The following is a 4,593-nucleotide window of genomic DNA, read 5'->3' as shown; positions in this document are numbered from 1 at the left end:
GGAACCCCGCTACGGCGAATACTCCTACGCCATCAACAATTCGTTCGGTTTCGGTGGCCACAACGTCGCGCTAGCGTTCGGACGCTACTGAGGCCGGCCCGGGAGAAGGAAAGTTCGCAGCAATGTCCACGCTGGCTCTCAAGGATCGATTCCCCGACGTCGTCGTCACCGGTTTCGCCATGACGACAGCCCTGGCCGCCGACGCGGAGACCACCTGGAAGATGTTGCTGGACGGCCAGAGCGGGATCCGCGCGCTCACCGACCCGTTCATCGAGGAGTACGACCTGCCGGTCCGCATCGGCGGTCACCTGATCGAGAAGCCGGAGTCGTTCGACGTCGGCCTGAACAAGACCGAGCTGCGCCGACTGTCGTATCTGCAGAAAATGTCCACCCATCTCGGCCGCCGCGCCTGGGAGAACGCCGGCACACCCGAGGTCGACACCACCCGCCTGATGGTGTCCATCGGCACCGGGATGGGCTCCACCGAGGAGCTGATCTTCAACTGGGACGCTTTCAAATCGCGCGGTCTGCGAGCCGTCTCGCCGGTCGTCGTGCAGAAGTACATGCCCAACGGCGCCGCCGCGGCGGTGGGGCTGGACCGGGAGGCCAAGGCCGGGGTGCTCACCCCGGTGTCGGCGTGCGCGTCCGGCTCGGAAGCCATCGCCCATGCGTGGCGCAGCATCATGCTCGACGAGGCCGACATCGCGATCTGCGGCGGTGTGGAAACCCAGATCGAAGCCATCCCGATCGCGGCGTTCGCCCAGATGCGCATCGTGCTGTCCACCACCAACGACGACCCGGCAGGCGCCTGTCGCCCGTTCGACCGTGACCGCAACGGCTTCGTGTTCGGCGAAGCGGGCGCGCTAATGGTGATCGAGACCGAGGAGCACGCCAAGACACGCGGCGCCACCATCATCGCCCGGCTGATGGGGGCCTCCATCACCTCCGACGGGTTCCACATCGTGGCACCGGATCCCAACGGCGAACGAGCCGGGTACGCCATGACCCGGGCGATCCGGCTCGCCGAGCTCACGCCGAACGACATCGACCACGTCAACGCCCACGCCACCGGGACGTCGGTCGGCGACGTCGCCGAGGGCCAGGCGATCAACAACGCGCTCGGCCCGCACGGCGGACACGCCGCGGTGTACGCGCCCAAATCCGCGCTGGGCCATTCAGTCGGCGCGGTCGGCGCGGTGGAGTCCATCCTCACCGTGCTGGCCCTGCGTGATCAGGTCATCCCGCCCACCCTCAACCTGGTCAATCTCGATCCGCAGATCGACCTGGATGTGGTGGCCGACCAGCCGCGGTCGGGCAACTACCACTACGCGCTCAACAACTCGTTCGGGTTCGGCGGGCACAACGTCTCACTGGCTTTCGGCCGTTACTAACGCCCGGCAGCGAGTCCAGCAACGATCGAAGGAGGGGATCCACGATGACGACCGTGGTCGGCGAGGTGGTTGGCGAATCACTCGACCCGCGCGACCCGCTGTTGCGCCTGTACACGTTCTTCGACGACGGCAGCGTGGAGCTGCTCAACGAGCGTGACCGGTCCGGGGTGCTGGCCGCAGCGGGCACCGTGGGCGGGGTGCGCACCATCGCGTTCTGCACCGACGGCACCGTCATGGGCGGTGCCATGGGCGCGGAGGGCTGTGCGCAGATCGTCGACGCCTACGACACCGCGATCGCCGAGCAGAGCCCGATCGTGGGCATCTGGCACTCCGGCGGGGCGCGGCTGGCCGAAGGGGTGCGGGCGCTGCACGCGGTCGGCACGGTCTTCGAAGCGATGATCCGCGCGTCCGGGTATATCCCGCAGATCTCGGTGGTGGTCGGCTTCGCCGCCGGCGGCGCCGCCTACGGGCCGGCGCTGACCGACGTCATCGTGATGGCACCGGAGAGCCGGGTGTTCGTCACCGGCCCCGACGTGGTGCGCAGCGTCACCGGTGAGGATGTCGACATGGCGTCACTCGGCGGTCCGGAAACGCACCACCGCAAGTCCGGCGTGTGCCACATCGTCGCCGACGACGAGCTAGACGCCTACGAGCGAGGCCGTCGCCTGGTCGGATTATTCTGCCAGCAAGGTCATTTCGATCGGGCCAAGGCCGAAGCCGGTGACACCGACCTGCATGCGCTGCTTCCGGAATCGGCGCGGCGCGCCTACGACGTGCACCCGATCGTGACCGCGTTGCTCGATGACGGTCCGTTCGAAGAATTCCAGGCCAAGTGGGCGCCGTCCATGGTCGTCGGCATGGGCCGGCTGGCCGGGCGGACTGTCGGGGTGCTGGCTAACAACCCGCTGCGGCTCGGCGGCTGCCTGAACTCCGAAAGCGCGGAGAAGGCAGCGCGTTTCGTGCGACTCTGCGATGCATACGGGATTCCGCTGGTCGTCATCGTCGACGTCCCCGGATATCTGCCGGGCGTCGACCAGGAGTGGGGCGGTGTGGTGCGCCGCGGCGCCAAACTGCTGCACGCGTTCGGCGAGGCCACCGTGCCCCGGGTGACCCTGGTGACCCGAAAGATCTACGGCGGTGCCTACATTGCGATGAACTCCCGCTCACTGGGCGCCACCAAGGTGTTCGCCTGGCCGGACGCCGAGGTCGCGGTGATGGGCGCCAAGGCCGCGGTCGGCATCCTGCACAAGAAGGCACTGGCCGCCGCGCCCGAGCACGAACGTGAGGCGTTGCACGATCAGCTAGCTGCCGAACACGAGCACATCGCCGGTGGAGTGGATGCCGCCATCGAGATCGGCGTCGTCGACGAGAAGATCGACCCGGCGCACACCCGCAGCAAGCTCACCGAGGCGCTGGCCGAGGCGCCCGCACGCCGCGGCCGGCACAAGAACATCCCGCTGTAGCTTCTGCGGCGCCAGCGAGCGCCCACCCCTACACCGACTGGGCGGTCACCCGTTACGCGCCCGTGCGTTCTTGGCAACCGTCTCACTGCGTACCAGCAATGCCGCCGAAGGCACCACCTTGCCGCTCAAATAGGTCGACATCCGAGATGCCGAAGTGCCCAACCGCTGAGCGAACTGGGCGGCCGTCAACCCCGAATCGCTCACCAGGCTCCGCAGGCGTCGCTGCACCTCGGCGCGTGCCAGCGCATCGGCGTCACCGGAAGCCTGAGCGAGCATGCGCCGGAATGTGGCGGCTACTCCAACGTCTTCGGCGAGCTTGAGGGCCTGCTTCACATCGGCTGCCACAGCACCGCGCGGATTCTCGCGAACCGCGGCGGCGATACGCCGCCAGTGCGGCAGCGATCCACGGTCGATCGCCGCCAGGATGCCTTCCACCCCCCACCGTTCGACCGGGTCGTCAGGGGTGACGTCGATGTTTCGAAAGTGCAACGTACGCATCTGTGCCACTTAACCGATCATTGCGTCAGCGATCGCCTGGCACTGCGCAACGACCACAGGCCAAGACTGCCATTTCGGAGTGAGTTCCTTGTACCCGCGGAGGTGGGCCGTTGTCCGTGAATCCTGTGGCCGCGGCTGGCCAAGCTGACGCAGGACTTGCGACGCCACAGCGCTCTCACCGGAGCTTCCTTCCTCATAGAAAGCATCGATATCGGCTAGTGTCGCTGCAGCCCAGTCGATTCCGAACCGATCCGATAATGCGGCCACATCGATGTAGTCTCTGGCCTGGTTACGCTTCACCAGCAGGTACGCCTTGATGCGCAACGTCTCCTCCGGCGTCGGCGCGACCACCGTCCCGTCGCCGGGGACGTCGACGACCTGCGTCTCCAGCGGGCACCTGCGAATGAGTTGGCGAATACCAGCCTCGATTTCACCGAGACTCCCGAGCAGGATCTTCCCTGGAACGGCCCGGTTGAGAACCCATTCAGGGTCGGCTTCCAGCGCACCGAGGACGGCGTCGAATCGCTGCGCCAAATCTGCGACGACGTGGTCGTGGTCGTAGGAGGTGCGGTGCCGGGCATATAGGACTGCGGCCGAACCGCCAACGAGGACAGCGTCGGGAACGAGCTCTTGGAGTCGCGCGGCCGACCGCAGGACGTCATCGAATGTATACGCCATCTACGTGATATTATCATATATGATATGCATTCGTCGCCATAGCGCCAACCGTTACGCGGGCCTGCGCTATCGCGTGGTGTAACCGCCGTTGGCGAAGATGGTCTGCCCGGTGATCCAGTGCCCGCCGTTGATCAGGAACACCACCAGCGGCGCGATATCCTCGATCCGGGTCAGCCGGTTGCCCATCCCCTGCGACTTGTGGAACTCCACCCGCTCCGGGGTCTCCTGCGGATAGAAGAACGGGGTGTCCATCGGGCCGGGGGCCACGCTGTTGACGTTGATGCCGCGCACCCCGAACTCCTTGGCCGCCGCCCGGGTGAAATGCTCCACTGAGCTCTTGGCGCCCGCGTAGGTGGAGTAACCGTCGGTGAACGCACCCAGCAGCGCGGTCACGATGGTCACCACCGACCCGTTGTCGTTGAGCCGTTTACCGGCCTGCTGCAGAAAGAAGTAAGCGGCCTTGGCATTGATGTCGAACATCGAATCATATTCGGATTCAGTGGTTTCCATGATCGGCTTGCGCAGCACCTTGCCGACGGTGTTGATCGCGATGTCGACTCCGC

The 4,593-nt window shown here is 66.2% G+C and carries 6 protein-coding genes; 3 read left to right on the top strand and 3 right to left on the bottom strand.

Features of this window, described 5'->3' with window-relative positions; translation table 11 throughout:
• From AC2VOP_RS20915 to AC2VOP_RS20905, 3 genes are all read left to right on the top strand, one after another.
• On the top strand, nt 1-91 hold a 91-nt coding region (locus tag AC2VOP_RS20915), incomplete at its 5' end, for a hypothetical protein (RefSeq protein ID WP_486954861.1).
• Nucleotides 92-122: 31 nt separating this feature from the next.
• Nucleotides 123-1,391: a 3-oxoacyl-ACP synthase KasB gene (gene kasB / locus AC2VOP_RS20910; RefSeq protein ID WP_486962743.1), complete on the top strand. Its 1,269-nt coding sequence runs from the start codon at nt 123-125 to the stop codon at nt 1,389-1,391.
• A 44-nt stretch (nt 1,392-1,435) separates the two neighbouring features.
• A complete protein-coding gene (locus tag AC2VOP_RS20905; RefSeq protein WP_486962742.1) occupies nt 1,436-2,854 on the top strand; it encodes an acyl-CoA carboxylase subunit beta in 1,419 nt (472 codons plus the stop codon).
• Between the two features lie 45 nt (nt 2,855-2,899).
• Here the strand turns inward: AC2VOP_RS20905 and AC2VOP_RS20900 are convergent, their stop codons facing one another.
• The 3 genes from AC2VOP_RS20900 to AC2VOP_RS20890 form a co-directional block, all read right to left on the bottom strand.
• Nucleotides 2,900-3,352: a helix-turn-helix domain-containing protein gene (locus AC2VOP_RS20900; RefSeq protein ID WP_486962741.1), complete on the bottom strand. Its 453-nt coding sequence runs from the start codon at nt 3,350-3,352 to the stop codon at nt 2,900-2,902.
• A gap of 9 nt (nt 3,353-3,361) precedes the next feature.
• Nucleotides 3,362-4,030: a hypothetical protein gene (locus tag AC2VOP_RS20895; RefSeq protein WP_486962740.1), complete on the bottom strand. Its 669-nt coding sequence runs from the start codon at nt 4,028-4,030 to the stop codon at nt 3,362-3,364.
• Between the two features lie 66 nt (nt 4,031-4,096).
• Nucleotides 4,097-4,593 (bottom strand): SDR family oxidoreductase (locus tag AC2VOP_RS20890; RefSeq protein WP_486962739.1); only part of this gene is annotated, 497 nt, incomplete at its 5' end.

The organism is Mycobacterium sp. TH-M106 (assembly GCF_057473765.1).
This window is presented reverse-complemented; position numbering and strand designations above follow the sequence as displayed.

Coding starts and splice junctions, on each gene's coding strand:
- kasB (WP_486962743.1), top strand. CDS start 123: ATGTCCACGCTGGCTCTCAAGGATCGATTCCCCGACGTCGTCGTCACC.
- AC2VOP_RS20905 (WP_486962742.1), top strand. CDS start 1,436: ATGACGACCGTGGTCGGCGAGGTGGTTGGCGAATCACTCGACCCGCGC.
- AC2VOP_RS20900 (WP_486962741.1), bottom strand. CDS start 3,352: ATGCGTACGTTGCACTTTCGAAACATCGACGTCACCCCTGACGACCCG.
- AC2VOP_RS20895 (WP_486962740.1), bottom strand. CDS start 4,030: ATGGCGTATACATTCGATGACGTCCTGCGGTCGGCCGCGCGACTCCAA.